Source organism: Halobacterium sp. CBA1132, assembly GCF_001485535.1.
GTDB lineage: Archaea > Halobacteriota > Halobacteria > Halobacteriales > Halobacteriaceae > Halobacterium.
Genome location: NZ_BCMZ01000001.1, coordinates 758,954 through 784,740, shown reverse-complemented (window position 1 = coordinate 784,740; position 25,787 = coordinate 758,954). Strand labels below are relative to the sequence as shown.

At 68.1% G+C, this 25,787-nt stretch carries 35 protein-coding genes; 26 read left to right on the top strand and 9 right to left on the bottom strand.

Going from position 1 to position 25,787, the window contains the following annotated elements; translation table 11 throughout:
- Positions 1-27: 27 nt before the first annotated feature.
- From AVZ66_RS04080 to AVZ66_RS04055, 6 genes are all read left to right on the top strand, one after another.
- Positions 28-474, top strand: coding sequence for a universal stress protein (locus AVZ66_RS04080; RefSeq protein WP_058982075.1), 447 nt, complete (start codon positions 28-30; stop codon positions 472-474).
- Between the two features lie 47 nt (positions 475-521).
- Entirely contained in the window at positions 522-776 is a 255-nt protein-coding gene (locus tag AVZ66_RS04075; RefSeq protein WP_058982074.1) for a hypothetical protein, read from the top strand.
- Between the two features lie 35 nt (positions 777-811).
- A complete protein-coding gene (locus AVZ66_RS04070; RefSeq protein ID WP_058982072.1) occupies positions 812-1,528 on the top strand; it encodes a GAF domain-containing protein in 717 nt (238 codons plus the stop codon).
- An 81-nt stretch (positions 1,529-1,609) separates the two neighbouring features.
- A complete protein-coding gene (locus tag AVZ66_RS04065) occupies positions 1,610-1,927 on the top strand; it encodes a helix-turn-helix transcriptional regulator (protein WP_058982069.1) in 318 nt (105 codons plus the stop codon).
- Positions 1,928-2,647 carry a selenium cofactor biosynthesis protein YqeC gene (gene yqeC, locus AVZ66_RS04060; protein WP_058982067.1) on the top strand — a complete coding sequence of 240 codons (720 nt, stop codon included), beginning with the start codon at positions 1,928-1,930 and terminating at the stop codon, positions 2,645-2,647.
- 78 nt (positions 2,648-2,725) lie between these two features.
- On the top strand, positions 2,726-2,986 hold the full coding sequence (locus AVZ66_RS04055; protein ID WP_058982065.1) for a hypothetical protein: 261 nt from the start codon (positions 2,726-2,728) through the stop codon (positions 2,984-2,986).
- 64 nt (positions 2,987-3,050) lie between these two features.
- On the opposite strand, the gene AVZ66_RS04050 is transcribed toward AVZ66_RS04055, so the two are convergent.
- The gene (locus AVZ66_RS04050; RefSeq protein ID WP_058982064.1) at positions 3,051-3,668 is read right to left on the bottom strand and encodes a molybdenum cofactor guanylyltransferase; all 618 of its coding nucleotides are present in this window, start codon (positions 3,666-3,668) and stop codon (positions 3,051-3,053) included.
- A 78-nt stretch (positions 3,669-3,746) separates the two neighbouring features.
- On the opposite strand from AVZ66_RS04050, the gene AVZ66_RS04045 reads away from it, so the two are divergent.
- The 6 genes from AVZ66_RS04045 to AVZ66_RS17025 all read left to right on the top strand — a co-directional run bounded on the left by AVZ66_RS04045 (position 3,747) and on the right by AVZ66_RS17025 (position 7,152).
- Complete coding sequence (locus AVZ66_RS04045) at positions 3,747-5,477, top strand: aldehyde ferredoxin oxidoreductase family protein (protein WP_058982063.1); 1,731 nt, start codon at positions 3,747-3,749, stop codon at positions 5,475-5,477.
- Positions 5,474-6,172, top strand: a complete 699-nt coding sequence (locus AVZ66_RS04040; protein ID WP_058982062.1) for a hypothetical protein — start codon at positions 5,474-5,476, stop codon at positions 6,170-6,172. Before AVZ66_RS04045 ends, AVZ66_RS04040 begins: the two co-directional genes overlap by 4 nt.
- 61 nt (positions 6,173-6,233) lie before the next feature.
- Positions 6,234-6,497: a hypothetical protein gene (locus tag AVZ66_RS04035; RefSeq protein ID WP_058982060.1), complete on the top strand. Its 264-nt coding sequence runs from the start codon at positions 6,234-6,236 to the stop codon at positions 6,495-6,497.
- Complete coding sequence (locus AVZ66_RS16125; RefSeq protein ID WP_157575593.1) at positions 6,494-6,634, top strand: hypothetical protein; 141 nt, start codon at positions 6,494-6,496, stop codon at positions 6,632-6,634. The genes AVZ66_RS04035 and AVZ66_RS16125 overlap by 4 nt, the downstream gene beginning before the upstream one ends.
- Complete coding sequence (locus tag AVZ66_RS04030) at positions 6,634-6,975, top strand: hypothetical protein (RefSeq protein ID WP_058982058.1); 342 nt, start codon at positions 6,634-6,636, stop codon at positions 6,973-6,975. Before AVZ66_RS16125 ends, AVZ66_RS04030 begins: the two co-directional genes overlap by 1 nt.
- A 42-nt stretch (positions 6,976-7,017) precedes the next feature.
- Positions 7,018-7,152 (top strand): hypothetical protein, encoded by a 135-nt coding sequence (locus AVZ66_RS17025; protein WP_269432458.1) that lies wholly within the window; start codon positions 7,018-7,020, stop codon positions 7,150-7,152.
- Positions 7,153-7,155: 3 nt separating this feature from the next.
- Here the strand turns inward: AVZ66_RS17025 and AVZ66_RS04025 are convergent, their stop codons facing one another.
- Both AVZ66_RS04025 and AVZ66_RS04020 read right to left on the bottom strand, forming a co-directional pair.
- Positions 7,156-7,779 (bottom strand): molecular chaperone, encoded by a 624-nt coding sequence (locus tag AVZ66_RS04025; RefSeq protein ID WP_058982057.1) that lies wholly within the window; start codon positions 7,777-7,779, stop codon positions 7,156-7,158.
- 2 nt (positions 7,780-7,781) lie between these two features.
- Positions 7,782-9,875, bottom strand: a complete 2,094-nt coding sequence (locus AVZ66_RS04020; protein WP_058982055.1) for a hydrogenase iron-sulfur subunit — start codon at positions 9,873-9,875, stop codon at positions 7,782-7,784.
- Between the two features lie 171 nt (positions 9,876-10,046).
- Between AVZ66_RS04020 and AVZ66_RS04015 the strand changes: the two genes are divergently transcribed.
- The 5 genes from AVZ66_RS04015 to AVZ66_RS03995 all read left to right on the top strand — a co-directional run bounded on the left by AVZ66_RS04015 (position 10,047) and on the right by AVZ66_RS03995 (position 15,558).
- Entirely contained in the window at positions 10,047-13,229 is a 3,183-nt protein-coding gene (locus AVZ66_RS04015; RefSeq protein ID WP_058982053.1) for a molybdopterin oxidoreductase family protein, read from the top strand.
- A 3-nt stretch (positions 13,230-13,232) separates the two neighbouring features.
- Positions 13,233-13,907 carry a 4Fe-4S dicluster domain-containing protein gene (locus AVZ66_RS04010; protein ID WP_058982051.1) on the top strand — a complete coding sequence of 225 codons (675 nt, stop codon included), beginning with the start codon at positions 13,233-13,235 and terminating at the stop codon, positions 13,905-13,907.
- Positions 13,907-14,299: a hypothetical protein gene (locus tag AVZ66_RS04005; protein ID WP_058982049.1), complete on the top strand. Its 393-nt coding sequence runs from the start codon at positions 13,907-13,909 to the stop codon at positions 14,297-14,299. Before AVZ66_RS04010 ends, AVZ66_RS04005 begins: the two co-directional genes overlap by 1 nt.
- Entirely contained in the window at positions 14,296-15,306 is a 1,011-nt protein-coding gene (locus AVZ66_RS04000) for a cytochrome b/b6 domain-containing protein (RefSeq protein WP_058982047.1), read from the top strand. Before AVZ66_RS04005 ends, AVZ66_RS04000 begins: the two co-directional genes overlap by 4 nt.
- 69 nt (positions 15,307-15,375) lie before the next feature.
- Positions 15,376-15,558: a hypothetical protein gene (locus AVZ66_RS03995; protein ID WP_058982045.1), complete on the top strand. Its 183-nt coding sequence runs from the start codon at positions 15,376-15,378 to the stop codon at positions 15,556-15,558.
- A gap of 31 nt (positions 15,559-15,589) precedes the next feature.
- Here the strand turns inward: AVZ66_RS03995 and AVZ66_RS03990 are convergent, their stop codons facing one another.
- Complete coding sequence (locus AVZ66_RS03990; protein ID WP_058982043.1) at positions 15,590-15,991, bottom strand: hypothetical protein; 402 nt, start codon at positions 15,989-15,991, stop codon at positions 15,590-15,592.
- 105 nt (positions 15,992-16,096) lie between these two features.
- Between AVZ66_RS03990 and AVZ66_RS03985 the strand changes: the two genes are divergently transcribed.
- Positions 16,097-16,525 carry a hypothetical protein gene (locus tag AVZ66_RS03985; RefSeq protein WP_058982041.1) on the top strand — a complete coding sequence of 143 codons (429 nt, stop codon included), beginning with the start codon at positions 16,097-16,099 and terminating at the stop codon, positions 16,523-16,525.
- Here AVZ66_RS03985 and AVZ66_RS03980 read toward each other — a convergent pair.
- Entirely contained in the window at positions 16,522-17,160 is a 639-nt protein-coding gene (locus AVZ66_RS03980) for a hypothetical protein (RefSeq protein WP_058982040.1), read from the bottom strand. The genes AVZ66_RS03985 and AVZ66_RS03980 overlap by 4 nt on opposite strands.
- Before the next feature lie 51 nt (positions 17,161-17,211).
- Positions 17,212-18,153 carry an NAD-dependent epimerase/dehydratase family protein gene (locus AVZ66_RS03975; protein ID WP_058982037.1) on the bottom strand — a complete coding sequence of 314 codons (942 nt, stop codon included), beginning with the start codon at positions 18,151-18,153 and terminating at the stop codon, positions 17,212-17,214.
- A 108-nt stretch (positions 18,154-18,261) separates the two neighbouring features.
- Between AVZ66_RS03975 and fer the strand changes: the two genes are divergently transcribed.
- The 6 genes from fer (at position 18,262) to AVZ66_RS03945 (ending at position 22,318) form a co-directional block, all read left to right on the top strand.
- A complete protein-coding gene (fer, locus tag AVZ66_RS03970; RefSeq protein ID WP_058982035.1) occupies positions 18,262-18,948 on the top strand; it encodes a ferredoxin Fer in 687 nt (228 codons plus the stop codon).
- Between the two features lie 53 nt (positions 18,949-19,001).
- Positions 19,002-19,550 (top strand): tRNA (cytidine(56)-2'-O)-methyltransferase, encoded by a 549-nt coding sequence (locus tag AVZ66_RS03965; RefSeq protein WP_058982034.1) that lies wholly within the window; start codon positions 19,002-19,004, stop codon positions 19,548-19,550.
- 142 nt (positions 19,551-19,692) lie between these two features.
- Positions 19,693-20,211, top strand: a complete 519-nt coding sequence (locus AVZ66_RS03960) for a transcription factor (protein WP_058982031.1) — start codon at positions 19,693-19,695, stop codon at positions 20,209-20,211.
- On the top strand, positions 20,211-20,876 hold the full coding sequence (locus AVZ66_RS03955; RefSeq protein ID WP_058982030.1) for a DUF2110 family protein: 666 nt from the start codon (positions 20,211-20,213) through the stop codon (positions 20,874-20,876). Before AVZ66_RS03960 ends, AVZ66_RS03955 begins: the two co-directional genes overlap by 1 nt.
- Positions 20,873-21,595, top strand: a complete 723-nt coding sequence (locus AVZ66_RS03950; RefSeq protein ID WP_157575592.1) for a DUF5803 family protein — start codon at positions 20,873-20,875, stop codon at positions 21,593-21,595. The genes AVZ66_RS03955 and AVZ66_RS03950 overlap by 4 nt, the downstream gene beginning before the upstream one ends.
- Before the next feature lie 45 nt (positions 21,596-21,640).
- Complete coding sequence (locus AVZ66_RS03945; RefSeq protein ID WP_058982026.1) at positions 21,641-22,318, top strand: molybdopterin-binding protein; 678 nt, start codon at positions 21,641-21,643, stop codon at positions 22,316-22,318.
- Positions 22,319-22,471: 153 nt separating this feature from the next.
- Here the strand turns inward: AVZ66_RS03945 and AVZ66_RS03940 are convergent, their stop codons facing one another.
- Positions 22,472-22,843 (bottom strand): hypothetical protein, encoded by a 372-nt coding sequence (locus AVZ66_RS03940; RefSeq protein WP_058982024.1) that lies wholly within the window; start codon positions 22,841-22,843, stop codon positions 22,472-22,474.
- A gap of 84 nt (positions 22,844-22,927) precedes the next feature.
- Here AVZ66_RS03940 and AVZ66_RS03935 point away from each other — a divergent pair, with 84 nt between their 5' ends.
- Positions 22,928-23,995, top strand: coding sequence for an ATP-NAD kinase family protein (locus tag AVZ66_RS03935; protein WP_058982023.1), 1,068 nt, complete (start codon positions 22,928-22,930; stop codon positions 23,993-23,995).
- A gap of 27 nt (positions 23,996-24,022) precedes the next feature.
- Here AVZ66_RS03935 and AVZ66_RS03930 read toward each other — a convergent pair whose 3' ends face one another.
- The gene (locus tag AVZ66_RS03930) at positions 24,023-24,193 is read right to left on the bottom strand and encodes a DUF5786 family protein (RefSeq protein ID WP_058982021.1); all 171 of its coding nucleotides are present in this window, start codon (positions 24,191-24,193) and stop codon (positions 24,023-24,025) included.
- 133 nt (positions 24,194-24,326) lie between these two features.
- Here AVZ66_RS03930 and AVZ66_RS03925 point away from each other — a divergent pair, with 133 nt between their 5' ends.
- Positions 24,327-25,355: a phosphate uptake regulator PhoU gene (locus AVZ66_RS03925; RefSeq protein ID WP_058982018.1), complete on the top strand. Its 1,029-nt coding sequence runs from the start codon at positions 24,327-24,329 to the stop codon at positions 25,353-25,355.
- Between the two features lie 15 nt (positions 25,356-25,370).
- Here the strand turns inward: AVZ66_RS03925 and AVZ66_RS03920 are convergent, their stop codons facing one another.
- The gene (locus AVZ66_RS03920) at positions 25,371-25,772 is read right to left on the bottom strand and encodes a hypothetical protein (protein WP_058982016.1); all 402 of its coding nucleotides are present in this window, start codon (positions 25,770-25,772) and stop codon (positions 25,371-25,373) included.
- Positions 25,773-25,787 lie beyond the last annotated feature (15 nt).

Below are 25,787 nucleotides of genomic sequence, written 5' to 3'. Positions count from 1 at the left end.
AAGGTGGGGCGCCGACGGCGGTGGAGTATGGACCGAGCAATCGCCGTCGTCGAAGCCTCCGACTCCGCGAAAGCCCTCGTCGAAGAAGCCGGGGAACTCGCCGCGGGCGTCGGCGCGGAACTGCTGTTGACGCACGTGACCACCGACGCCGAGTACGCCGAGCGACGCGAGTCGATGATGAGCGTCCCGAGCCTCGATGTCAACTACACCGTCGACGACGCGCTCGACGGCGCCGAGAAGTTCGCGAACGACGTCGGCCGGGACGTACTCGACGACGTAGCCGTCGACTACGAGCCGGTCGGCCGCCTCGGCGAGAAGGGCGACGAGGTGCTGGCGCTGGCCGACGAGCGAGACGCCGACCACATCTTCCTCGCGGGACGCAAACGCTCCCCCGCGGGGAAAGCCATCTTCGGGGACGTCACCCAGCGTATCATCCTGGAGTTCGACGGCGCGGTCACCGTCGTCACGACGTGAGCGAAACCGACGATACTGTTATGTGGTAGCACACCCCATAGAGAGGTATGCACGAGGCAGCGCCGGGCCGACCAGCGTGGAGTCGCCCAGCAGACGTCGCCATCCTGACGTTCCTCTCGGGACACAGCGCCGAGTACCCCGCAATCGTCGCGAACCGCATCGGGATGCACACGCCGTACGTCGAAGCACGCTTCGAGGCGCTCGCCGAGCGCGAACTCGTCGAAGCCGTCTCCGGAGAGGTCGTCTACCGCCTCACCGAGCGCGGAGAGCGCGCGCTCGACGCCGGCGCCCTGCCGGAGTGAACGGCCATATACGTCCGCGCGACGAACGACACAGTATGAACCACGAGTCCTACCTCCGGGCCGTGGGCCTCCCGGAGTACGCCGACCGCGCGACCAACGCCGCCCAGCGCGGCACGGCGCTCGTCGCGCGCCCGCCGCACGCCACCGTCGACGCCGACACCGTCGAAGACCGCTACGTCTACCCCGTCCCCGAACTCGGGCCGGACGGCTCCTGCGGTGTGGGCCTCGCCGACGAGCCGTACAACCTCGCGCCCATCTGCGGGCTGGAGTACGACCCCGAGCGACTGCGCGACCACCCCAACACGGCGCGACTCGTCGCGCTCGACGAGACGGTCCGCCGACTCGCCGAGGAGACCAACCCCGACTGGCTCGGCGTCTACCGCCGCGCCACCGACCCCGACGGCGAGGAAGTCCTCGTCAAGGAAGCCTACGTCGGCGAGCACTCCCGCGCGGAGTTCCCGCTCACTGAGGCGTTCGCCGAGCGCTCGAACAACTCGACGGTCGGCCGCACGGGCGAAGCCGTGCTCGTCGAGGACGTCGACGACTACGACGGCCCGTACTACGAGTGCGACGACAGCGTCCAGAGCGAGTTCTGCTGTCCCATCCTCGCGGACGGCGACGTGGTCGGCATCATCGACGCCGAAGCCCACGAACCGAACTTCTTCACCGCCGAGCGCCTGCTCACCATCACCGGCGCGTGCGCCGCGCTCGCGGACTCGGACCTCCTCACGCCGCCGCGCGTCGAAGCCTGAGTCGGCGTCTCACGGCGGTTTCGCCGCTCGTCCGTGGCCACCGAGCTTAATACGACACCGGCCCACGATGCGACCAGAACCATGGACGACCTCACCGGCTTCCAGCGCGACCTCCTCGCCGTCACCGCGGGTCTCGACGACCCCAACGGCCTCGACATCAAAGCGGAGCTCGAACAGTACTACGAGTCCGACATCAACCACGGCCGCCTCTACCCGAACCTCGACACGCTCGTCGAGAAGGGGCTCATCGAGAAGGGGCAGCGCGACGAGCGCACCAACGAGTACGACGTCACGCAGCGCGGCGACCGCGAGCTTCGCGCTCGCCGCAAGTGGGAGAACCGCTACGTGCAGGACGTCGTGACGGAACTCGACGACGACCACCTGCTGCTCGCGAACTGAATGGACCTCGTTGACGCCGTCGACGCCGAGGGAGTCGTCTGTGCGGTCGGTGCGGGCGGGAAGAAGTCGCTGTTGTACGCGCTCGCGGACCGAGTACAGCGAGCGGTCGTCACCGCGACCGTCCGCATCCCGATTTTCGACGAACACGTCTCCCGCGTCGTCGTCACGGACGACCCGGCCGCCGCCGTCCGGGAGACAGCCGACTGGCCGCTCGGCGTAGTGCCCGAGCGCGAGTACGAGGACCGCTACCGCGGCTACGACACGGACCAAATCGCGAGCGTCGCCGACGCCGGCGCGAACGCCGTCCTCGTGAAAGCCGACGGCGCGCGCACCCGCCGGCTGAAAGCGCCCGGCGAACACGAACCGCAGATTCCGGACTGCGCGGACGTCGTGGTGCCGATTGCGAGCGTGCGGTCGGTCGGCGAACCGCTCTCGGAGGCCGTCGCCCACCGCCCCGAGCGCGTCGCCGCCATCACGGACCTCGCGGTCGGCGACGAGATTCGCCCCGAGGATGTCGCGAGCGTGCTCGCGCACCCCGACGGCGGAATGAAAGACGTTCCCGAGGGCGCGACCGTCGTTCCGCTCGTGAACATGGCCGACGACGCTGCGCTCGTCCAGACCGCCACGGAAATCGCGGAGGGCGTCCACGACCGCGCGGACGTGCCCCGCGTCGTCGTCACGTCGCTGAAAGCCGACGAGCCGGTGAAGACCGTCGTCTGACGGGTGGCCGGCGAGTGGGGCAGCCAGTCTCGTCGCGCTCGTCGGAACGGTTTTGACAACCGCCTGCCAAAATCCGGTATGGCAGTCGCAACCGTCGCACGGTACACCGGCAGCGCGCTGAGTGTCGTCCTCGCAATCGGGCTGCTCGCGCTCGCCGCGTTACACGGCGCCGCCGGCGTTCAGCTCGCGGCGATTCCCGCGGTCGGTGGCGTCGTGTTGCTCGGCGGCGCGCTCGCGCTCGCGCCCGAGACGAACCGCGACCTCGTCGCCTTCCTCGGAGCCGTCGGCGTCGCGGTCTGCTCCGTCCTCGGGTTCGTCGCCGCCGGGAGCATTCTCTGAGGCACGAGAGCGAATCGCAGGACCGAGGCGGCTCCGCGAGGCGCGGCGAGCGCGGACGTCTGAACTACTGCGGCGCGAACCGCTCGGCCGCGTCCTCGACCGCCTCGCGCGTGTTGAGGTTCTGGAAGGATTCGAGGTCGCCAGCCCCAGCCACGTCGCTCTCGGGCACGGCGACCCAGTCCAGCGAGTCCAGCGGCGCGAGAATCTTGCGGTCGCCGCGGTCGAGGGCGGCCGCGCAGGCCGCGGCCATCGCGTCGGCGCGGTAGACTGCTTGCGTCGTCTGGTACCAGCCGTCGTCCATCTCGGGCACGGCGGCGTCGTGGCCGTCCGCGCGGTCGAAGAGGAGGTCGACGACGGCCGGGTCGACGAACGGCATGTCGCAGGCGACGACGAGCGCGTACTCGCCGCTGGCTTCCCGGAGGCCCGCGGCGATGCCCGCCATCGGTCCCTCGTCGGGTTCGGGGTCTTCCGCGACCTTCACGGGGTTCGGATAGCCGTCGAGGGCGTCGCGGTGCGGGCCGCGCTGGTCGTCCCGGCAGTTCACGACTAGTTCGTCGGTGACGTCGGCGAGGCGGTCGGCGACCCGGCGCAGCATCGGGACGCCGGCGAGGTCCGCCAGCGCCTTGTCGCCGTCGCCGTAGCGGGTCGAGCGGCCGCCCGCGAGCACGACTGCTGAGCGCACGACCGGGCGTCGGCGCCACAGTCGCTTGAAGGCTCCGGAGCGACAACGCTTAACCCCGCGCAACCGTTGCGTTCGGGCATGGTTGGGGACCACGTGTTGCGCGTGCGACTCGGCGCGGGGACCGTGTCGCGCGAGGAGATTCCGCCGGAGTGGCGACAGCGCTACGTCGGCGGGAAGGGGCTGGCCGCGCGCTACCTGCTCGCGGACACCGAGGCGGGCGTCGACCCGCTCGGCCCCGAGAACTTGTTGGCGTTCGCGGTCGGACCGCTGACCGGGCGCGCGCCCGGCGAACCGCGATTCGCGGTCGTGACGAAGTCCCCGCTCACAGACGCCTTCCTCGACTCGTACGCCGGCGGCGACTTCGCCGCGCGGCTCGCGGGCAGCCTCGACGATTGCCTGCTCGTGCTAATCGAGGGCGAGCGCGACGAACCGGGCGTGCTCGTCGTCGAAGACGGCACCGCCCACATCGAGGACGCGCCCGAACTCGCGGGCCTCGACGCCCCAGAGACCGCAGCGGAGTACCCCGATTCGGCGGTCGCGTGCGTCGGCCCCGCTGGCGAGCACGGCGTGCGGTTCGCGACGGTCGCGACCGACGGCGGCGACCACCACGCCGGGCGCGGCGGCGCGGGCACCGTGATGGGCGCGAAAGGCCTGAAAGCCGTCGTCGCGCGCGACGACCCGCCGGAGACGCCACCGGAACTGAAAGCCGCCAGCGACGAGTTCGCGGACGCCGAGGTCGGCCGCTGGCAGGCCGCCAGCGAAACCCTCGAATCCGTCGACTTCGCGGACGAGGTCGGCGCGCTGCCGACCCGCGGCTGGCAGTCCGGGACGTTCGACGGCGCCGACGACGTCGGCATCGAAGCCGTCCGCGAAGCGAGCGTCGGCCGGGAGCGGCCCGACGACGCCGTACCAGGTGGTTTTCGCGTGCCCGACGGCGACAGCGAGACCGTGCCCCGGGGCGCGGCCTCCATCACGCTGGGCGCCGGCCTCGGAATCAGCGACTTCGACGCCGTCGCGGAACTCAGCGGGCTCTGCGACCGCCTCGGCGTGGACGTCATCAGCGCCGGGAGCGCGGTCGCGTTCGCCGCGCGCGCCAGCGAGCGCGGCGCCCTCGACAGGACCGTCGACTTCGGCGACCCGGAGGGCGCGCGCCGCCTCATCCGGGAGGTCGCCACCCGGGAGACCGACCTCGGGGACGCGCTCGCGGACGGCGTCGTCGCGGCGGCCGACCGACTCGGCTTCGACCAGCTGATTCCCGCGGTGAAGGCGATGGAACTCCCGACGTACGACCCGCGGGCGGCGCCCGCGATGGCGCTGGCGTACGCGACCAGCGACCGCGGGGCGTGCCACCGACGCGCCCGCCCAATCGAGGACGCGGCGGTCGCCGCGGAGTCGTGGAGTGACGCAGACCGCGTGCGAGCGGTCGTCGACGAGCAGAACGCCCGCAGCGCGCGCTGGTGTCTGGTGGCCGACGACTTCGCGGGCGAAGCGGCGCCCGAGCAGGGCGCACGCTGGCTGCGCGCTGTCGGCGTGGACGCGAGCGCGGAGTCGCTGGCGGACCTCGGCGAGCGCGCGTGGAATCTCACCCGCCTGTTCAACGTCCGCGAGGGCCACGACAGCGACGACGACGCGCTCCCGGAGGCGATGACCGTGCCGCTGCCGGACGGCCCACAAGAGGGTGCGGCCGTCGACCGGGAGCGCTTCGACGCGATGCTGGCGGCATACTACGACGCCCGCGGTTGGGACAGCGAGGGCGTCCCGACCGAGAAAACGCTCGAACGACTCGAACTGACGGAGGTTACACAGTGACTGAACGAATCGACTTAGACGACGTCGAGGTGGAGACCGACGAAGCGGACGGCAACGACGGGGACTGGCTGTGGCGCAACGACGGGTCCGCCGACATCGACGGCGACGTCGGTGAGGCGGCGGGCGCCGACAGCACTGGGACGACTCCGGACTCCGGCACCGACGACGCCACCGAGCAGGCGGGAGATTCGCAGGGCGACCGCATCCCGCACGTCCCCTACGAGTCGTCGGACAGCCCCGCGGGCATCCCCAAAGACCACGGGGGCGCCGGGGGCGGCGCCGGTCCTGCCGAGGAGCGCGTCGAAGCGCCCGAGGCGAACGGCCCCCACGGCGGCGGTGTCGACAAGATGGCGACCGCGTACACGTACGAGGCCGTCCAGCGCCTCGACGACCCGCGCGTCGCGCTCGCGGAGACCAACGAGTGGTCCGACTGGGTCGGCCTCGTCGGGGACGTGCCCGCTCACGCCATCAACTCGTTCCTGCGCGAGCACCAACTCGACATCGACTTCTTCAACGGCTCCGGGGACGGCCCCGCCGAGCGGCTCGCGGCCATCGACGAGCACTCGATGTTCTACTCCGAGCGGATGGTCGTTGTCGGCACCGACGGCGAGCAGTGGATTGCCGAGGAGGCCGGCTGGGAGTTCGTCGACCTCGCCGACGCCGCCGAGAGCGCCGGCTGGGAACTCCTCGAGTGAAGGCGACAGAGCGACTTCCGCGGGGGAATGATTTTTTACGCGAGAGCCCGTCCCAACGAGCATGAGCCTCAGAGACGCAATCGACCAGACCGGGTGGCTGCCCGTCGCGGCGCTGCTGGTGCTGCTGTGGACCATCGTCACCGGCATCGAAGTCGTGAACCTCGCGGAGGCGTACTCCGGCGTCACCGGTCCGTACGTCGGGCAGACGTTCGTCGGCGGGGCGCTCGGGCTGCTCGTCCTGCTCGGATTCGCCGCAGCGGTCGTCTACGTCTACGACGAAGCCGGCGAGAGCGAGCCCGCTCCCGAGTCGTTCCCGCCGCAATGATGTACGAATGCTCGCAGTGCGAGAACATGACGCGGATGCCGGGCTGCGAGACGAACGCGACGGCCCGCGAGTGTCCCGTCTGTGAGGAAGTGACGACGTGGCAGGTCGCCTTCGAGGGCGAGGGGTTGAGCTTCTGATGCAGTTCGAAGCGAGCGAGCGCCTGATTGCGGCCGCCGACGAGTGGGCGGACAAGCGGATGTCCGACCGCGAAGACGCCTTGGAGACGAAAGTCGAGCAGGCGCTGCTGGAGGTCGAACATCTCGTCTCCGGCGAGCAGGACGTCGACTTCGACGTCGACGGGAAGACGATTACGTACGAGCCGACCGACGAACTCGCGGCGTTCCTCGAACAGCAAGCCGAGGAGGCGGGCACCGAGCCCGCGGCCGTGCTGTCGATGCACACCGACCTGTTCGCGACGGTGTTCCTCGACAACTACGACAACGAGGAGCGCCCGCCGAACGCGCCGCCGACGGAGTAAGCGACCACAACGTTTTCTACGCTCCCGCCGCTACGACATAGCATGGCACACAAAGAGTCCGGCTGGAAACCGCAGGGCCGCGCGATGCAGTACAAAGGCGAGGACGTGACAGACCACGCCATCGCGCCCGGCGAAATCAACGACGGCGAGAAAGAATCCGGCGACAGCGACGAGTAACTGTTACTCGACGAGATTTCGTTCGAACGACACGAACCCGCGGAGTACGTAGACTGCCGCGAGGTAGAACGGTTCGTCCGTCGCGTCAATGACGTCGTCGAGGAGCGCGTCCAGCCACGTCGAGAAGTGCTCGTCGAGGAACACGCGCTCGAAGCCGACCGCCTCCTCCTCGCCGGCCTGCTGGCGGCGCAACAGGTTCCGGAGGAACAGTAGTTCCACGCCCACGTAGTCTGCTTCTTCGCTGATCGACTCGGGAACGTTCCAGCCCGCGGCGCTGTAACTGGCGTCGACCTCCGCCAGCCCCGACGAGAGGAAGTCCGTGTCCTCGCGGTAGTACGTCTCGTGGGGCTGGACCGGCGGCCGCGGGCCGACGAACACCCGCGTGAACTCCTTGGCGAGTTCGTCGGTGACCGCCTCGACGTCGCGGTCCTCGTTCTCGGCGACGAACTCGTGGAGGTACTCGAACCCCTGGTCGAGGTCGTCGTTAATGGAGTCGGCGGGCGTGTCGAGGCCGCCGTCGAGGAGGCGTTCGACGAACGCCTCGTCGGGGGTGTCGTAGAATGCGTCGACGAGATAGTCGACGAGTTCGAGTCGCGCGTCGTAGAGTGCCTGCTGGTCCAAGCTCATGGTTATCTGTCGTAGACGAGTTTCGCGCGGCAGTCACTGCAGTACTCGAAGACGTCGCCGTCGGCGTCGGGCGCGATGCCCGAGACGACGTCCCCGACTTCGTCGCTGATCTTCTGGGCGGACGCCTCACTGGTGAACGGCTTGCCGCAGCGGCGACACTCCCGCATCTCGCCGTCGGCGACGGCCGTCCACGCGTCGCCGTCGTTGTTCTCCGGGAGCAGGCCGAGTTCGAGGCCGCCGTCCACGCGGATGGCGTCCTCCATGCAGCCCTCCTCGCAGAGCCCGCAGTTCACGCAGCGCTCGTGGTCGAACTCCAGGCCGGCTTCCTCCCGGCGGAGCGCGTCCGTCGGGCAGAGGTTCGAGCACGTCGGCGTGAACGTGCAGTCCTCGTTGACTTCCACGCGGCCGAACGACTCCAGCCCGCGAATCACGTCCCGGGGCTCGACGTGCGGGACGATGGCGCGCACGCTCTCCAAGCCCCAGTCGTGGGTGTTGAACTCGGGGTTCTCGCTGGTCGGGTCCGCGACGCCCTCGGCCTCGTGGCCCGTGGGGACCGGCGACGGGTCGAGACCGAGTTCGACGAAGCGGCTGATGTCCTCGACGAACGCCTCGGGTTCGCCGGGTTCGGGCGCGAAGAACGCGGTGCGCTTGCCGAGGCCGAGGTCCTCGGTCGCCCGGTTCATGCGCTCGACGAGTTCGGCTTTCGGGTCCGGGCCGGAGTGCAGGCAGTCGCCGCCGCAACCGACGATAGCGACGCCGTCCGCGCCCGCGGCGAGCGCGTGCAGGACGTGCGCTTCGCCGACGGTGTCCGCGCACGGCACTTCCACGGGGAGCAGCGGCGGGTACTCGATGCCGTCCTGCTGGCGGGCGCGACGCCCGAAGTCGTCGAGCGTGCGGGCGGCGCGCTCGTCGCAGACGAACGCGACGACGCCGGTGTCGATGCCGTCCGAGCCGGAGAGCAGGCCGGAGTCGTCGGTCTCGGCGAGCATCGACTCGACCTCCCGGGAGATGCGCTCGTTGGACGGTTCGCGGGCGCGCACCGCGCCGGTCGGGCACGCGCTCGTACACGCGCCACAGCCCTCGCACGCCACCTCGTCGAACTCCACGCTGTCGATGGTGGGGCGGGAGACGGCGCCGTGCGGGCAGGCGTCCGAACACGCCGTACAGCCCTGCTGGCTGGACCCACCCGCAGCGCAGACGTCCATCTCCACGTCGAGGAACTGGGGCTTCTCGATGCCGCCGATGAGGTCTTGGACGGCCGCGACGGTGGCGGCGTCGACGGGGCCCGTGTAGAACCCCATGCGGCCGCCGCGAGTCGACCGCGACGCGTCCGGGTAGACGACTTGGTCCGCTTCGATGGTGCGCTCCTCGGGGTGGATGGCGTCGGTCGGACAGCAGTCCACCCAGTCGCCGTTCGGCGCGCCCGGCAGCACGTCCACGGGCTTGCTCGTGACGTACTCGTCGGGCCCCTGCTCGACGCACTCCATGCAGTCGATGCAGTCCTCAGTGACGCCGGCCTGCACCTGAATCTCGAACTCGCCGTAGACGCCGTCGACGTCCGTGACGCGGCCGCGAGCGAGGGTGACGTCGCGGAGGTCGTAGTCGGCGTCCGCGAAGTCCCGTCCGTCCGCCAGCAGCGTGACGTCCGCGGAGTCGGAGAGCGCCTCGGCGGCCTCGGGGTCGCCGACGACCACGACGTCGTCGCCGGCCTCACGGGAGACCGACCGCGGCTGCGCCTCCTCTCGGAGGCCGGCGTACGCGCCGTTTATCTTCCGTGCGACGAGGTCGGTCGCGTCGGTCTCGTCGTGGACCCACGCGCCGCGCTCGCGGTGGTTGACGAACGAGATCGCCTCCGGATGGAGGCCCGCGTCGTCGAGCACCGTCCGGTACCGCTGCTTGCAACTGTCGCTTTCGGCCGTGACTATCAGGTGGTCGAGGTCGTACTCCTCGACGACGTGCCGGACCTTCGGGAGTCCCTCCGTACAGAGACGCGACCCGCTGGCCACGACGTCGACGTCGCGGACGCCCTCGCGGACGCCTTCGAGGTCGAGGTCGACCGTACCACCGCAGCCACAGACGAACGCCCCGACGTTCATTCACTCTCCGTTACGTGCGCCCACCGAAAGAGGTTGCGGCTGTCAACAGCCGAGAACCGGCATTCCCCGCTTCCTTCCTGGGATTCTGAGGACAGAATACTGCCGCTAGGCAGGAACACTAAAGTGGCTCCCACCGCATTAATCGTGTTACACGGTGACAGGCTCTAAACCATGAGTACACAACCGGTCTCTCTGGACCTAGACCGCCGCTCGTTCATGAAGGCGAGCGCCCTCGCGGGCGGCATCGCCCTCGGTGGCGGGATAACCGGCCAGACGCTCGCTCAGGACGGCGAAAGCGGTGGCGCCGACGTCTCCGGCGACGATTCGACGCTCACCAAAACCATCTGTAACTTCTGCGCGGTCGGGTGTGGTTTCCGCGGAGAACGCGAAGGTGACGCTTTCGTCGGGCAGGAGCCCTGGGAGGAGAACCCGATTAACAACGGGTCGCTCTGCTCTAAGGGGGCTGCCATCTACGGCAGCGAACACTCCGAGCGACGTCTGAAACATCCGATGCGGAAGGAAGACGGCGAGTGGAAGAAGATTTCGTGGGACGAAGCGTACTCCCACATCACCGAGGAACTGGAGCGAATCTGGGACGAGTACGGGCGGGACAGCCTGATGTTCCTCGGGAGTGCCCACCACTGCAACGAGGAGGCGTACGCGTCGCGGAAGCTCGCCTCGTTCATGGGCACGAACAACATCGACCATCAGGCCCGTATTTGCCACTCCACGACCGTCTCCGGCCTCGCAAACACGTGGGGCTACGGGGCGATGACGAACACGGTCAACGACTACCGGAACTTCGACCTCAACCTCATCATCGGGCAGAACCCCGCGGAAGCCCACCCCATCGCGATGCAGCACATCCTCGAGGGGCAGGCCCGCGGCGGCACGGTCGTCTCCGTGGACCCCCGGTACACGAAGACGTCCGCTCACGCGGACGACTTCTACCGGCTGCGTCCCGGGACGGACGTCGCACTGATGATGGGGCTCATGCGGTACCTCCGCGAGCAGGGCGAGCTCGACGACGACATGCTGGAGGACCGCGTGCAGGGGTGGCCGGACGTCGACGGCGAACTCGACGACTACGACCCCGAGACCGTCGAGGAAATCACGTGGATTAGCGCGGACCGCGTCCGCGAACTCGGCGACCTCATCATCGAGAACAAGCCCAACGTCCAAATCGAGTGGGCGATGGGTGGCACCCAGCACAACAACGGCACGCAGAATATTCGCTCGTACGCGCTGACGAGCCTCGCCTCCGGGAGCGCCGCCCACTCGGGCGGCGGCCTGCAGGTGATGCGTGGCCACGCGAACGTGCAGGGTGCGACCGACCTCGGTGTCGCCAGCCACATCCTCCCCGGTTACTACGGCGTCTCCAGCCGTGGTTCCTGGGAGTACTGGGCCGACGTCTGGGACCAGACGCCGGTGACCTCGGGGGACGTCAGCTACCAGGACCTCTACGAGAAGTTCGAGACGATGCCGCCCGAGGAGTTCGGCAAGCAGGGCGGCGACCCGGACGCCTCCGCGGAGGACCGGTCGCTGATGTTCCAGAACGGGCTGACGGTCGCCCGCTGGTTCGAGGGCGCACTCGACCAGGAAGACCGGCTGCTCGAATCGTCGCTGTACCAAGAGAACCCCGTGAAAGCGGCGTTCTTCTGGGGGCACTCCTCGAACTCCATCTCGGAGATGCCGCGGATGCGGCAGGCGATGGAGGCGCTCGACCTCCTCGTCGTCGTGGACCTGTTCCCGTCGCTGGCGTCCGTGCTGCCGGACCGCGACGACGGCGTCATCCTGCTGCCGGCCGCCAGCCAGTACGAGCACTACCGCTCGGTCACGAACTCCCACCGCGCGGTGCAGTGGAGCGAGCCCGTGCGGCCGCCGAGCCACGAGGCGAAGCCGGACCTGCAGATCATGCAGGAGCTGGCCGACCGCCTCGGCTTCGGCGAGCACTTCGACTGGGGTTCGGGCCCCGAGCTGTTCAACGGGAAGTCGACGTACGAGGAAGCGCTGCGCGAAATCAACCTCGGCGTCCGCACCATCGGGTACCAGCAGAGCCCCGAGCGGCTCCAGCAACACCGAGAGTACGACTACGCGTTCTCCGAGGAGGACACGAAGTGCCACGACTCCGAACTCCCGGTCAGCGGCGAGTACTGGAGTCTTCCGTGGCCGTGCTGGGGTGACGGACACCCGGGCACGCCGATTCTCTGGACCGACGAAGTCGACCCCCGCGAGGGCGGACAGGACTTCCGTTCCCGCTGGGGGACGAAGGCGCCGACGCCCGACGAGTGGGCGTCGATGGACACCAGCAAGGAGTACCCGCTGCAGGAGACCTACGACCAAGAGGGCGAGGAAGGCCTGAACATGCTTCGGGCGTCGTTCTCGCCGGACTGGTACGCGGGCGAACTCGAGGGCGTTCCGGAGTACCCCGGGTTCGCGACGGTGTTCCCGGATGACCTCGACAATCCGTCCACGCTGTCGCTGCCGTACGAGTACGCGCTCAGCGAGGACCACTCGGCGTTCGACACGGCGCGCGAACTGAACAAGCGCGACGAGTACGACTTCGACATGGAGTTCTGGCGGCAGTTCGACAACCCGCAGCCGGACCCGCCGACGGGGCGCGGTCGGGCACGTGCGGTCGCCTGGAACTTCCTCGACACGACGCCGGTTCACCGCGAACCCATCGAGAGTCCGGAGGCCGAGCTGACCGAGCAGTGGCCAGCGAACGGCCAGCAGCACAACATCTACCGGCTGGACCAGAACAACTCGGAGGTCCAGAATCGCGCGATGGACCGCATCGCGGATTCGGACGGCGCCATCGACACCATCATGACGACCGGTCGACAGGTCGAGCATCAGGGTGGTGGCTCGGAGACGCGGTCGAACATCTTCACCGCCGACCTCCAGCCGCACATGTACGCCGAGATTCACCCGGACATGGCCGAGGACCTCGGCGTGGACGGCGGCGACCTGGTGGTCGTGGAGACGACCAACCGCGGGTCGGTGTTGGTGAAGGCGCGCGTCACTCGGCGACCGAACGCGGAGGAGACGTTCCTCCCGTACCACTGGGGCGGCATCTTCCAAGGGGAGAGCCTCCTCGACGAGTACCCGGACGGCATGGCGCCGTTCGCAATCGGCGACAGCGTGAACTCCATCACGTCACCGGGGTACGACGTCGAGACCCAGATGCAGGAGACGAAGGCCGCGATGGCTCGCGTTCGGAAGGCGACCCAGAGCGTCGTCGACGAACTCAACATGGACGTCGACCTGTCGACGTTCTCGTTCCCTCAGGACGAGGCCAACATCGGTCGACAGAAGGACTTCGACGTCCGGGAGAACAAGCCCGTTCAGTAACCAATGTCATCGAATCAACAATCACAACGTGAGGTCTTGAGCCAGGGGGTCATGAGCACCGGCGAAGGTGCTCGCATCTTCCCCGACGTCGAGGCCTGTATCGACTGCGGCGGCTGTGTCGTCGCGTGCAAGCGCACGTGGGACATCGGCCCGGAGGAACAGCGTATCAGCATCTCCACGATGTTCGAGGGCGAGCAGGCCGACGACGGCTACAACGCCAACAGCTCGCAGGCCCTCGACGACGGCGCGTTCCCCGGCGAGACCGCCATCCCGATGCAGTGTTACCACTGCGAGAACGCGCCCTGCGTGTCGGTGTGTCCGACCGACGCGCTCCAGAAGAACGACGACGACTTCGTGCAGGTCAGCGAGGACCTCTGCGTCGGCTGTCAGTACTGCCTGTCAGCGTGTCCGTTCGGCGCCCCGCAGTTCCCCGACGAGAACGACGGCGGGAACGCGGTCGTCGGCACCGGCGGCATCATGGACAAGTGTACGATGTGCGAGGAGCGCCAGGACATCGGGAAGGGCCCGGCGTGCGCCGAAGAGTGCGCTACCGACGCCATCCTCGTCGGTCAGCCCAATCAGATCGCCGACGAGTTCGAGAAGCGCGACCGCGACCCGTTCTTCAACGACGAAGCGATGGAGGTCATCTTCGGCGAGGACGCGGAGGTGTTCAACTGATGGCTCGCAGCGACGACGCACGCGGCATGTCGGAGGCGCTGTCCATCGCGGTCAGCGCCCTCGTCGGTATCGTCGTCGCAGTCGCCTCCGTCTGGTACGTCAACGGCTCCTTCGACGCGAGCTTCGAGACGCTGTACCGCGTCAACCCGACCGTCGAAGGCGGTGGCGTCGGCACGGACTTCGTCGCCGGCAACACCGACCCGCTGCTCGACTCGCTCATCGTCGTCATCCACGCTGTCGACGTCCTGATGGGCGTGTTCATCCTCGTGCTGGTGTTCGTGCACTGGGGCGCGTTCCGGCGCCTCGGCGCGCGGATGCGCGACGCAGACGAACCCGCGGAGGTCGCCACGGACGGCGGCCGCGACGCCGACAGCGGAGGTGAGAGCGCGTGACGAACATGGACCACGGGAAGTTCACGCGCGTCACGACGTACTTCCACTCGCTGCTCGCGCTCGACGTCTTCCTGTTGTTCTTCACGGGCTACTCCGTGATGTTCAACGACGAACTCTGGTGGATGGTCGAGTTCATGGGCGGCAACGCGGGCGTGCTCGCGCTCCACCGCATCGCCGGCTTCGGCCTCATCGTGCTCACCGTCTTCTGGGTGACGCTGATGCTCATCGGGCCGGGCCGACGGAAGAACTTCAAGGCGGTGCTGCCGACGCCGACGGACGCGAAAGCGTTCGTGCAGGACGTGCAGTTCGTGCTCGGGCGTGCCGACGAACGCCACCCGAACGCGCGCCAGTTCGCGGGCTACTCCTCCGACGAGGTCCCGCTGCTGTCGTACGTCGGGAAGGGCGTCGTCTGGATTTTCACCGTCGAGCTCGTCCTCCTGATGATCTCGGGGCTGCTCATCTGGAGCAAGGTCGGGCTCGCGCAGTTCTTCCAGACGAAGGCCGCCGCGACCGCGTTCGTCACCTTCCACGGCCTCCTCGGGGTCGTGATGGTGATGGGGATCATGTTCCACATCTTCGAACACGGGTTCCACCCCGCGTTCTACCCCGTGGAGATGAAGGCGTTCGTGCCGAAGTCGATGATGCCCCACGACGAACCCGAGGACCACGAGGGCACCGGCATCGAGCTGCTCTCGCTGCGCCCCACGTGGAAGTGGGCGGTGAACCTCGCGGGCGCCGCCGTCGTCATCGGCATCGTGAGCGTGCTCGTCGGGAGTATCTTCGACTCCGGGTATCCGATACCCGCGCAGTTGACCCCCGGTGGTGGCCCGACGAGCGTGCTGCTCACCATCGGCATCAACCTCGGGATGTTCGTGTTGCTGCTGGGCGTCGTGTTGTCGACGTACGGCAACGTCCTGCGCGCTCGCTACGAGCAGCAGGTCGCCGGTGAAGACGACTCCGGAGCGGAGGCCGCCACCGACGGTGGTCAGCCGCCCGCCGAGGACTGACGCCACGCCGCCGCCGTTTTTTCGCCGTCAGCCGGTTCGCTTAAGTCGCTGGTCGTGTTAGCTGCTGTCATGGCTGGCGCACTCGACCTCGTGTACGTCGTGCTCGCACTGCTCGTCGCCGTCGGCGGCGTATTCACCGTCTGGTGGATCGGTCGTGACATCGACGACGGCGTCGACCCGACGTCGGACCTGCTGCGCGCGCTCGCAGTGTCGGTGTTCCTCGTGTTGCTGGCACTGCCGTTCGTCGGCTGAATCGCGCGGAAAACGAGTTCTTCTCGTCGTTCTACGCCGTCAGTAGCTCCGCGGACTCCTCGGAGAGTTCGACGGTGACGTCCTGCCGGGTCTGCTGGCTAATCTGGTCGATGTTCCGCGTGAGCACGTCGAGAATGTCCTCGGGTTCGGGGTAGACGAGCATGTTCCCGTCGTCGTCCTCCATCACGAGTTGGGTGTCCGCGAGGTTCACTTGGTCGTGGTCGAGGTTCGCGACGATGGCGGGGAGTTCCTCGGCGCCGCCGGGGTCGCCCTCCTCGACCATCGTCACGTACAGCGCGTCCAGTCCGATGAGGTCTTTGTACTCGCGGACGCGCCGGGCAATCTCCACCATGTCCTTGGTCACCGCTGTCTTCTCGGGATTGCCGTGTTCGCCCTCGTGGCAGTGTTTGCACACCCGCAGTTCGATTCGCATACCTCCGGGAAGGTGCGACGGCCGCTTGAACCTTCGGCTGTGCGGGCGTTTTTCCGTCTCTCGGTCGACGGAAGATTAACCAAGCGTGCCGTCGAACGGTGGGGTATGCCCGCCGAATCGCTCGCCAGGTATCTGCGCGAGCTCGACGCCGGTGACGTTCGGTCGGCCGTCCACTACGAGGGCGACGACTACGAGACCGTCTACCAGCGAGACGACCTCTCGGAGGAGTACACCGAGGCGGAGTTCGAGGAAATCGCGAAACACTTCGTCCTGAAGGGGTTCGACGACCCGCTCGAACAGCCGGAGTTCGCGCGCTTCGGCCACCTCGACGCGACCGTCCGGTGGTTCCACGAGGTCGTCGTCGTGCAGGTGCCACTCGACGAGTGGACCGGCGTCATCGTCTCGTTGGACCGCGACACCATCGAGGACACGGGAACGCTAATCGACGCCCTCTTGCAGTTCGTCGACGAGAACTTCGCCGACCACGGCGACACCGTCGACGACCCCGACGAACTCGCCGAGGAGTTCGACTAGTAGGACACCCACTCGGTGGGTGATGTACCGAGACCGACGACGCGTAACTCGCGGCCGTCTTCCTCGCTGCGCGTCTGAATCATGCCGTCGTACAGCGGCGCGAGCGTGTCGAAGCTCTCGCGGTTGCTGGTGTCGAGGACACCCAATCCGAGCCAGTCCAGCCGCTCGATGTGGCCGGCGAAGACGTGGAGGAACCGGTAGACGCGGCGCACGTCCGCGTACATCAGCATCGTGGAGATGGTGGAGATGTCGAAGCGGAGGCTATCGCAGTTGCGTTCGAGGCGCTGGAAGATGCCGCCCAGTCGGATGCCCATGTCCGTGACGTCGCCGGGCGAGGAGACGTACTTCACGAGTTCTTGGTCGCGAACCGACTCGCCGCGCTGGCGGGTCACGCAGTCGACGATACCGGCGCGGCCCTCCTTCACTTGCTCCCAGACGTGTGGCGCGCGCTTCCGGACGGCCTTCGTGCTGTCGTGCGTGCCGACGACGATACCGCCTTCGCCGTGTTCGCAGCCGTCGTCGACAATGGATAGCGCGAGCTCGCGTTTCCCCGTCAGCGGCGGGCCGCCGACGAGGATATTCGAACCCTCGGGGACTTCCTCGATAGGGAGGAACTCAGCGACGTCGTAGCCCATTACCTCGTAGTGGTTGCCGCTCCGCCATAGGGCTTGTTCCCGATCGAGCGCTCACTCGCGTTCCGCGCGAAGTTCCGCGACGAGGCCGCGCGCGGCCTCGCGGACGGCTTCGTCGCTGGACTGGCTGGGCTCCCAGCCGAGCGCGGAGAGCTTCTCGATGGAGAGGCGCATCTTCGGGACGTCGCCGGTCCAGCCGCGGTCGCCGCCGGTGTACTCGTAGTCGGGGTCGACGCCCAACTCGTCGGCGACGATGTCCGCGATGCGGTTGACGGAGGTGGTGGTGCGCGTACCGAGGTTGTAGACGTTGTAGTCATCCTCGGCGTGCTCGACGACGTGCGTCATGGCGTCGACGCACTCCTCGACGTGGAGGTAGGACTTCTCTTGGCGGCCGTCCCCGAGAATCGTGAGGTTCTCGGGGTCGTCAAGCAGTTTCTCGATGAAGTCCGGGACGACGTTGCCGCGCTGGCGCGGCCCGACGATGTTCGCGAACCGGTACACCCACGACTGGATGCCGTAGGAGTTAGCGTACGTCGAAACCAAACCCTCGTCGGCGAGCTTGCTCGCGCCGTACACCGAGATAGGTTCGAGCGGCGCGTAGTCCTCGGGCGTCGGCATCGGCGCTTCGCCGTACACCGTCGACGAGGACGTGAACGCGAGCTTGTCGACGCCGACTTCCCGCATGCGTTCGAGGACGTTGTACGTCATCTCCGTGTTCTCCTCGAACAGCTGTCGGGGTTCGCCGTAGTTGGTGTCGGTGTACGCCGCGAAGTGGAAGACGATGTCCACGTCTTCGGTGATGACGTCGGCCACGTCGTCGGGGTCGCGCACGTCCGCTTTTGCGAACTCTACGCCGTCGGGCACACGGTCCCGAGTCCCCTTCGAAAGGTTGTCCACCGCGAGCACGTCGTTGTCCTCCGCGAGCGCGGCCGCGAGGTGCGAGCCGACGAGCCCCGCGGCGCCCGTCACGACGACGCGCTTGCCTGTGAGGTCCATAGTAGGCGACACCCGTCGGTCCGGCAAGGGTTTTCCGATGCCCGGGAGGCTCCGGCAAGCGGCGCGCCCGCGGAGAGACTTTTGAACGTGTGGCCCTTCGAGTCCAGTATGGATTCTCCCTTCGACGTGCTGGGAGTCGACGAGGACGCCAGCGACGGGGAGATCGAACGCGCGTACCGCGAACGCGTCAAGGAAGCCCACCCCGACCAGGGCGGGTCCGCGGCGCAGTTCCAGTTGGTGCGTGCGGCCTACGAGAAAGCCACGAGCGAGGACGCCGACGACGGCACCGACCTCGCGACGGAAGCCGGCTTCACCGAGGAGTCGCCGACCGACTACGGCGTCGACCCCGACCAGGACTTCCGGCCGTGGGAGGAGTCCCACGTCGAGTACCTGAACTACGCCGTGCTGGACGACTACGGGTGGGCGCTGGGCGACGCCGACCTCTTCGAGCGCGCCGACGACGCCGGCCTCGACCCCGTGAACCACGGCGAATTCGACGTCGCGCCCGGCGAGTCGCTGTTGGAGGCCGCCGAGGACCGCGGGTTCGCGTGGCCGTACGCCTGCCGCGGCGGCGCGTGCGCGAACTGCGCGGTCGTGGTCGTCGACGGCGACCTCTCCCAGCCGACCGACCACATCCTCTCCCCGGAACTGGTCGACCGGGACATCCGGCTCTCCTGCAACGGCGTCCCCACCACCGAGGAACTGCGCGTCGTCTACAACGTCAAGCACCTCGCGGAACTGGAGGACCTCCGACTGCCGCCGTACCCCTTCGAACTCGCGCACGCCGACGACTGACGCAGACCGCGCGATTCGAAACGCGTACCCCGGCGCGGCGAGTTCGCGGACGTATGCAGGGACACCCCGAGGTCGCGGTGCTCCGGTACGGCCACCGGCCGGGCCGGGACGACCGCATGACCACGCACGTCGGCCTGACGGCGCGCGCGCTCGGCGCGGACCGCGTCGTCCTCCCCGGGAACGCCGGCCAGTCCGAGCAGACGGTCGCGGACATCACCGAGCGGTTCGGCGGCCCCTTCGACGTCGAACTGACGGACGAACTGGACGCGTTCATCCGCGACTGGGAGGGCTGTGTCGTCCACCTCACGATGTACGGCGAACGGCTCCAGGACGTCGAGGACGACATTCGGCGCGTCCACGGCGACCAGCGACAGCCGGTGTTGGTGGTCGTCGGCGGCGAGAAGGTCTCCTTCGAGGTGTACGAGGAAGCCGACTTCAACGTCGGCGTCACGAACCAACCCCACTCGGAGGTGGCGGGGCTGGCGGTGTTCCTCGACCACCTCTTCGACGGCACCGAACTCGAACAGGAGTACGAGAACGCCGAACAGCGCGTGATACCGCAGGCGCTCGGCAAGCACGTCGAAGACATCGACGGGGAGTGAGCGCGGCGCGCTCGCGGGCCACGTCACGCGGCGAGACGACCAGTGCGCAGACAGCGCGACCCCGAGCGCAGACTGACCGGCGGCGGCCGTCAGACGGGGGAGTGACAAGACTTAATGCCGGCGCGGACCCCTTTTTGACGTAATGGCTTTTGAGGAGCTACTCGACGACCCCGTGGTTCAGAAGTACCTCCACGAGTTGGTCGGTCCGAAGGGGATGCCGGTGGCGGTGTCTCCGCCGGACGGGGAAGTGACCGACGAGGAGCTCGCCGAACGGCTCGGACTCGAACTGAACGACGTGCGCCGAGCGCTGTTCATTCTCTACGAGAACGACCTCGCGACGTACCGCCGCGTCCGCGACGAGGACTCGGGGTGGCTGACGTACCTCTGGACGTTCGAGTACGACAACATCCCGGAGAACCTCCGCGAGGAGATGGACCGCCTGCTGGAGGCGCTCGCCGACCGACGCGAGTACGAGCTCGAGAACGAGTTCTACCTCTGTGAGGTGTGCTCGATTCGCTTCGAGTTCGGGGAGGCGATGGACCTCGGCTTCGAGTGTCCCGAGTGCGGGTCGCCCGTGGAAGCGATGGAGAACACGGACCTCGTGGAAGCGATGGACGAACGCATCGAGAACCTCCGCTCGGAACTCGGCGTGAGGGCCTGATGGTCGTCCTCGCAACCAAACTGTACGTGGAGGGTGACGCCCGCGAGCGGTCGCTGGACAGCCTCCGGTCGCAGGTCGACAACGACGTCGGCGAACTCGACGTCGAGTACGAAATCGGCGTCCGCCACGACGACTTCCCGACGGTGACGCTTGACGGTCCCGACGAGGTGGCCGCGCGGAACGTCCTCGCGGAGACGTGGGGCGAAATCACGGACGGCTTCGAGGCCGGCGAGACGTACGTCGGCACGCTCGAATCCTGGGACGACGACGGGTTCGTGCTCGACGCGGGCGAGGACGTGGTCGTGCCCGCCGACGAACTCGGTCTCGGCCCTGGGTCGCCGGCTCAGATTCGCGAGCGGTTCGGACTCGTCCAGCACGTCCCGCTGCGGTTCACGTACGGCGACACGCCGGAGCTCGCGGACGTCGAGCAGGACCGGCTGTACGACTGGACGCGCGGCACCGGCCGGCTGAACGTCAACAGCGCGACCCGCGGCGAGGTCCGCGCGACGGTCAACCGCGCCGGCCACGCCCGCGACATCGTCACCGTCGAACGCCTCGGACTGCTCGAACAGAGCATCGTCTGCCGCGAGGACACTGACCCGCCGGGGCTGCTCGCGGCCATCGGGGAGTACCTCCCCTCGGAGCTGCTCGCAGTCGTTCCATGAGCAGGCGCAAGGTGGCGCTGGGCGTGCTCGCGCTCGTCGCGCTCGCCGGCTGCGCCGGCACCGGACTCGGCGGCGCGCCCGCGCCCAGCGACGAGCAACTCGCGCAGAACGCGACGTACAACTGGAACAGCGACGCCGACGTCACGCTCAACGTCACCGGCCAACAGTACAAGACCGTCGCGACGGTGAATGGTACCGAGCGCGTGCGTCTCGCGTCCACGAGCGGGTTCGCCGGCCGCAACCCCGTCCAGATTTCGGCGGTGCAGTTCCGCTACGAGAACGGCACCGTCGTGGCCGCTGACGCCATCGACGTCTCGACGCGCAACCAGCGCACGGTGGTCGACTTGCCCGCGGCGAACGGGACGTTCGCGTACACCGGGACGGCGGGCGCGCGCTCGGTGAACGCGCCCCTCGACTTCGAGGGGTCACACGAAGTCGTGTTGCCGGCGGGGATGCGCGCGTCGTTCCCCATCTTCGGGGACATCTCGCCGGGCGGCTACGAGACGTCCGTCGAGGACAACCGCGTTCACGTGCGCTGGTCGTCGCTGTCCAACGCGACCGTCAGCGCCGAGTACTACCTGGTCCGAGACCTCTACATCTTCGCCGGTCTCATCGGCGTGCTGTCGCTGGCCGCAGTCGGCGGCGTCATCTACTACCGGCTCCGCATCCGTCGACTGGAGCGCGAGCGCGAGGAAGCCGGCCTCGACTACGAGCAGTGAGCCGCGGGGACGTGATTTTTCCCCGTCGAACGCCTACGAGCGAGCATGCAGGTTGCGGTGGTCACAGTCGGTGACGAACTCCTCGCCGGGGACACTGAGAACACGAACGCGTCGTGGTTGGGCGCTCGCCTCACCGAGCGCGGAGCGACCGTCGAGCGCGTCCTCGTGGTGCCCGACCGGCGGGACGCCATCGCGAGCGAGGTGGGGGCGCTTTCGGACCGCTACGACGCGGTCGTCGTCACGGGCGGCGTCGGCCCGACTCACGACGACGTGACGATGGACGGCGTCGCGGCCGCCTTCGACCGCGAGATGGCCGAACACCCCGAGGCAGTCTCGTACTTCGAGCGCCACGACCGCTACCAGTTCGAGGACCTCACGGACGGCACCGCGGCGCTCCCGGCGGGCGCGCGCCTCGTAGAGAACGACGTCGGCGTCGCGCCGGGCGCGGTCGTGGAGAACGCGTACGTGTTCCCGGGCGTCCCCGCGGAGATGAAGTCGATGTTCGAGTCCGTTGCCGGGGAGTTCACGGGGACGACCAACCACGTCGAGTTCGTCTACGTGGACGCCCCGGAGAGCGCGCTGGTGGCGCCGCTGGAGGAACTACAGGCGGAGTTCGGCGTCACCGTCGGGAGCTATCCCGGTGACGGCGTGCGCGTGAAAATCCAACACGAGGACGAGCAGACGGTCCGCGAGGCCGCGGCGTGGCTGCGCGAACGCGTCTAGCGGTAGAGGTAGGCCGTCCACGCGACGGCGAGGACGACGCCCAGAATCGTGACGGTCCAGCCGACAGCGTTGATCGGTAGTACGGCGCCCTCGGTCGCGGCCAGCAGGTAGCTCATGGACGGTAGTTCCGGCCGGCCGGTCTTAATTCTTGGTTCACGCGTCGGCCGCGTCGCGCACGACGCCGACGATGTCTCGCCCGGTGTAGTCGCCGCCGGCGTCGAGGGAGACGAGGTAGCCCGAGCGGTCGTCGGTCGGAACGTGTACGACCACGCCGTCCTCGAAGAGGCGGACGGTCGCGTGGAGGTCACCGAGTTCGTACAGCGACTCCTGGCGGGGCGAAGCGAGCACGTCCAAGACGAGGTCGTCGGCGATGTCGTCGATGGACGCGTCGGCGTACCCTTCGCGGACGTCTTCGCGCATGTACTCGATGTGCCAGTCGGACCCCTCGTGGAAGCCGACGACGCGGAGCGCGTCGCCAACGGTGTCGCGGAGGGCTTCGGCGATGTCGGCGTCGGGAGTCGGCATCGTCGTACGCACGTCACGCCACGACTGTGATACTTTCGAACGACCGACCGGTCGGCTTTTCGGCGCGAACACCCTAGTCAGGGTATGCGAACTGTCGGCGTCGTCGTGAACCCAATCGCCGGGATGGGCGGTCGCGTCGGCCTGAAGGGGACGGACGGGAACGTCGAGGCGGCCCGCGAGCGGGGCGCCGAGCAGCGCGCGCCCGACCGGGCTCGCGACGCGCTCGCAGCGCTGTACGAGCGCGCGCCCGACACCGAACTGCTGGCGTACGGCGGCGAGATGGGAGCCGCAGCGGCGCGCGCGGCGGGGTTCGACCCAGTGGTCGTCGGCGAACCCGACAGCGAGGAGACGACCGCTGCGGACACGAGAGACGCAGTGCGCGCGTTCGTCGACCGTGGCGTCGACCTGATTCTGTTCGTCGGCGGCGACGGCACCGCCACCGACGTCGTGACCGCGCTCGACGAGGCGAACGCCGATACGCCCGTACTCGGCGTGCCGGCGGGCGTGAAGGTGTACTCGTCGGTGTTCGCGGTGCGGCCGGCCGCGGCGGGCCGCGTCGCGGCGACGTTCGAGGACACCGAGAGCCGGGAAGTCAACGACATCGACGAGGAGGCGTACCGGGACGGCGAGGTGCGCACGCGCCTCCGGGGCGTCGTCGAGGTGCCCGTCGCGGAGGACGTTCAGTCCGCCAAGCAGGTCCACGCGGGGAGCACGGACGCGCTCGCGGAAGCCGTCGCCGAGGAAGTCGAAGCCGGCGTGACGTACGTGCTGGGGCCAGGCGGCACGCTCGGGGACGTCGCGGACGCGCTGGGCGTCGACGGGTCGCCGCTGGGCGTCGACGTCTACCGGGACGGCGAACTCGTCGTCAGGGACGGCAGCGAAGCCGAGATTCTGGACGCGCTCGGCGACGAGAACGTGATTCTCGTCTCACCCATCGGCGGCCAGGGATTCGTCTTCGGCCGGGGCAACCACCAAATTTCGCCCGCGGTCGTCGAACAGAGCGAGGTGCGCGTGCTGGCGTCGCCGCGAAAGCTCGACGAGACGGGCGTGCTGCGCGTGGACACCGGCGACGAGGCCGTCGACGAGTCGCTGCGCGGCTGGCGGAAAGTCAGAACTGGGCGCTTCGAACGACGGATGATGAAAGTGGTGTAGTCCGCGAGAGCAGGAGAGAGAGAGCCGTTAGTCGTCTTTCATCGACTGGAGCTGGTCGATGAGTTCGTCGCTGTCGGCGTCGGTGTCGAAGTTGACGCTGCCGTCGTGGTCGTTCTCGTGAACGTTGACTGCGCCGTCTTCGTCGATGTCTGTATTCTGGTTCTCCTGCTCGGACTCGTCGTAGCTACCAAAACCCATGTGTACTCCCACGAGCGGGACGGGCAAAAGGCTCTCGGAATTGAGGGGTGGTTTCGTGAGTGTCGGAGACACCCTAAGGCAAGTATAAGGTTCGAGGGATAAGATTAAGGCCGTTCCAGTGCGTTCTGGGCGTATGGAAACCCGGAAAGTCCAACGGCTGGGCCCGTCTACGCTGGCGATGACGCTCCCGGCGGAGTGGGCGCGCAATCAGGACGTCGAGAAGGGCGACGAGGTCACCGTCCGCGAGAGCGGGAAGGGCTCGCTGACGGTCACGCCCGAGTCCGCGCACGGCGAGGAGACCGAGGCGACGATTCACGCCGAGAACTTCGACGCGGACGCCGTCGAGCGCGCCATCGTCGGCCAGTACGTGCTCGGCCGCCGCATCATCCACGTCGAGAGCGAGGACGCCCTCGACTCCGAGCACATCAACGCCGTCTACAAGGCCGAGACCCAGCTCATGGGCCTCGGCGTCGTCGAGGAGACCCCCGAGCGAATCACCATCCGGTGCTCGGTCGACCCCGAGGACTTCGACCTCGACAACCTCCTCGAACGCCTGGAGAGCACGGGCTCGACGATGCGCGAGGAGGCCGTGAAGGCGCTCGCGCACGGCAGCCCCGACATGGCTCAGCGCGCGCTCAACCGCGAACGGCAGGCGAACAAGATCTTCGTGTTGTTACTCCGGCTCATCTTCACCGCCTACCAGAACCCGAACCTCGCGCGCGCCGTCGGCCTCGACGACGGCTTCCCGCTCATCGGCTACCGGTCGGTCGCGAAGAACCTCGAACTCACCGCGGACAACGCCGAGGACATCGCGGAAATCGTCCTCGAAACCGAGGGCCACACCCTCGACGTCGAGCAGTCCACGATGCGGCGCATCCGCGAGTTCACCGACCAAGTCGACGAGATCACGGCGGCCGCCGTCGACGCCGTCGTCACGCGCGACTACGACGCGACGGTCGAAGTCCGCGAGCTGTTCTCGGAACTGGGCGACCGCGAGGGCGACATCCTCGACGACCTCCCGGAGATGGACAACGAGGACATCCTCGAAGTCCGCGAGGTGCTGGTGAGCCTCCAGCACACCGCCGAGTACGCGATGCGTAACGCCGAAATCGCGGCGAACCTCGCGCTCAACGAGCAGTCCAGTCACACCACCATCAGCTAACTGCGGTCGCCGCAGTTACTCGGTTTTCTCACCCCGCAGGGGGTTTCGTGACGCCAGCGTACACGGGAACGCTGGGTGTTCGGCGAAGTGCCGCACGAGCATGTGCCGGCGCGACCCGGTGAAGCCGGCCGCCGAGAAGTTCTCCGCACCGAACGTCTCGGGGAGGCGCTCGAACAGCCGGTGGACGTCGGCAAAACTGTCGAAGACCGCGGAGTTACCCGTCGAGTCGGCGCCGCGGCGTTCGACGACGTAGCTGCCGTCCTCACGGTGTACGGCGGCAGTGCGGAAGAACTCCTCGCGGCTCGTCAGCGCGTCGCCGACGGCGTCCCGGAGTTCGGCGGCGTGCTCGCGGGAGAGTTCGATGGTCTCGCCGTCCACGCTGACGCGGATGTCGCCGCCGTCTGGCTCGGCGGCGATGGGCTGTTCACGCTC

Bases quoted from the DNA above. Each gene is read 5' to 3' on its own strand.
- AVZ66_RS04080 (WP_058982075.1), top strand. From the start codon at position 28: ATGGACCGAGCAATCGCCGTCGTCGAAGCCTCCGACTCCGCGAAAGCC.
- AVZ66_RS04075 (WP_058982074.1), top strand. From the start codon at position 522: ATGCACGAGGCAGCGCCGGGCCGACCAGCGTGGAGTCGCCCAGCAGAC.
- AVZ66_RS04070 (WP_058982072.1), top strand. From the start codon at position 812: ATGAACCACGAGTCCTACCTCCGGGCCGTGGGCCTCCCGGAGTACGCC.
- AVZ66_RS04065 (WP_058982069.1), top strand. From the start codon at position 1,610: ATGGACGACCTCACCGGCTTCCAGCGCGACCTCCTCGCCGTCACCGCG.
- yqeC (WP_058982067.1), top strand. From the start codon at position 1,928: ATGGACCTCGTTGACGCCGTCGACGCCGAGGGAGTCGTCTGTGCGGTC.
- AVZ66_RS04055 (WP_058982065.1), top strand. From the start codon at position 2,726: ATGGCAGTCGCAACCGTCGCACGGTACACCGGCAGCGCGCTGAGTGTC.
- AVZ66_RS04045 (WP_058982063.1), top strand. From the start codon at position 3,747: ATGGTTGGGGACCACGTGTTGCGCGTGCGACTCGGCGCGGGGACCGTG.
- AVZ66_RS04035 (WP_058982060.1), top strand. From the start codon at position 6,234: ATGAGCCTCAGAGACGCAATCGACCAGACCGGGTGGCTGCCCGTCGCG.
- AVZ66_RS16125 (WP_157575593.1), top strand. From the start codon at position 6,494: ATGATGTACGAATGCTCGCAGTGCGAGAACATGACGCGGATGCCGGGC.
- AVZ66_RS04030 (WP_058982058.1), top strand. From the start codon at position 6,634: ATGCAGTTCGAAGCGAGCGAGCGCCTGATTGCGGCCGCCGACGAGTGG.
- AVZ66_RS17025 (WP_269432458.1), top strand. From the start codon at position 7,018: ATGGCACACAAAGAGTCCGGCTGGAAACCGCAGGGCCGCGCGATGCAG.
- AVZ66_RS04025 (WP_058982057.1), bottom strand. From the start codon at position 7,779: ATGAGCTTGGACCAGCAGGCACTCTACGACGCGCGACTCGAACTCGTC.
- AVZ66_RS04020 (WP_058982055.1), bottom strand. From the start codon at position 9,875: ATGAACGTCGGGGCGTTCGTCTGTGGCTGCGGTGGTACGGTCGACCTC.
- AVZ66_RS04015 (WP_058982053.1), top strand. From the start codon at position 10,047: ATGAGTACACAACCGGTCTCTCTGGACCTAGACCGCCGCTCGTTCATG.
- AVZ66_RS04010 (WP_058982051.1), top strand. From the start codon at position 13,233: ATGTCATCGAATCAACAATCACAACGTGAGGTCTTGAGCCAGGGGGTC.
- AVZ66_RS04005 (WP_058982049.1), top strand. From the start codon at position 13,907: ATGGCTCGCAGCGACGACGCACGCGGCATGTCGGAGGCGCTGTCCATC.
- AVZ66_RS03995 (WP_058982045.1), top strand. From the start codon at position 15,376: ATGGCTGGCGCACTCGACCTCGTGTACGTCGTGCTCGCACTGCTCGTC.
- AVZ66_RS03990 (WP_058982043.1), bottom strand. From the start codon at position 15,991: ATGCGAATCGAACTGCGGGTGTGCAAACACTGCCACGAGGGCGAACAC.
- AVZ66_RS03985 (WP_058982041.1), top strand. From the start codon at position 16,097: ATGCCCGCCGAATCGCTCGCCAGGTATCTGCGCGAGCTCGACGCCGGT.
- AVZ66_RS03980 (WP_058982040.1), bottom strand. From the start codon at position 17,160: ATGGGCTACGACGTCGCTGAGTTCCTCCCTATCGAGGAAGTCCCCGAG.
- AVZ66_RS03975 (WP_058982037.1), bottom strand. From the start codon at position 18,153: ATGGACCTCACAGGCAAGCGCGTCGTCGTGACGGGCGCCGCGGGGCTC.
- fer (WP_058982035.1), top strand. From the start codon at position 18,262: ATGGATTCTCCCTTCGACGTGCTGGGAGTCGACGAGGACGCCAGCGAC.
- AVZ66_RS03965 (WP_058982034.1), top strand. From the start codon at position 19,002: ATGCAGGGACACCCCGAGGTCGCGGTGCTCCGGTACGGCCACCGGCCG.
- AVZ66_RS03960 (WP_058982031.1), top strand. From the start codon at position 19,693: ATGGCTTTTGAGGAGCTACTCGACGACCCCGTGGTTCAGAAGTACCTC.
- AVZ66_RS03955 (WP_058982030.1), top strand. From the start codon at position 20,211: ATGGTCGTCCTCGCAACCAAACTGTACGTGGAGGGTGACGCCCGCGAG.
- AVZ66_RS03950 (WP_157575592.1), top strand. From the start codon at position 20,873: ATGAGCAGGCGCAAGGTGGCGCTGGGCGTGCTCGCGCTCGTCGCGCTC.
- AVZ66_RS03945 (WP_058982026.1), top strand. From the start codon at position 21,641: ATGCAGGTTGCGGTGGTCACAGTCGGTGACGAACTCCTCGCCGGGGAC.
- AVZ66_RS03940 (WP_058982024.1), bottom strand. From the start codon at position 22,843: ATGCCGACTCCCGACGCCGACATCGCCGAAGCCCTCCGCGACACCGTT.
- AVZ66_RS03935 (WP_058982023.1), top strand. From the start codon at position 22,928: ATGCGAACTGTCGGCGTCGTCGTGAACCCAATCGCCGGGATGGGCGGT.
- AVZ66_RS03930 (WP_058982021.1), bottom strand. From the start codon at position 24,193: ATGGGTTTTGGTAGCTACGACGAGTCCGAGCAGGAGAACCAGAATACA.
- AVZ66_RS03925 (WP_058982018.1), top strand. From the start codon at position 24,327: ATGGAAACCCGGAAAGTCCAACGGCTGGGCCCGTCTACGCTGGCGATG.